General features: G+C 42.7%; 1 protein-coding gene. It reads left to right on the top strand.

The window, feature by feature from the left end:
• Positions 1–391, top strand: a 391-nt coding sequence (locus FLQ44_RS13610; protein ID WP_206208884.1) for an outer membrane protein transport protein, incomplete at both ends; no start/stop codon positions are given.

Raw genomic sequence — 391 nt, 5'->3', positions numbered from 1 at the left:
TCTGTACGTGGTGATGTTGAATATGCAAGTTTATACATTCCTATTTTAAAGAAAGTTGTAGATTTGGGACCCGGATGGCCGGTATTGGCGCCTACTGGTGGGGTTTCATATAATCCGCCAGGCTCAAAATTAACCTATGCAACCGCAGCATACGCACCGATGGTGGCAGGATTTGGTTCAGAAGATAAAAATCCCGGCAACTTTATGGGACAACAGGTTGCCATTGAGCGTATTACATATTTATCACCTTCTGTTGCATATCAAGTCAATGATCAACTCTCTTTGGGAGCTTCGATTGGGATGTCATATAATGCCATGGCATTAAAGACAGACTTACGCTTCCCCAATGAAATGATTGGTGTATTACGAATGGTGGATGAGTCTGTTTGTG

Origin of the sequence: Vogesella mureinivorans (assembly GCF_007644035.1) — a bacterium.
In the GTDB taxonomy this organism is placed as follows: Bacteria; Pseudomonadota; Gammaproteobacteria; order Burkholderiales; family Chromobacteriaceae; genus Vogesella; species Vogesella mureinivorans.
This window is presented reverse-complemented; position numbering and strand designations above follow the sequence as displayed.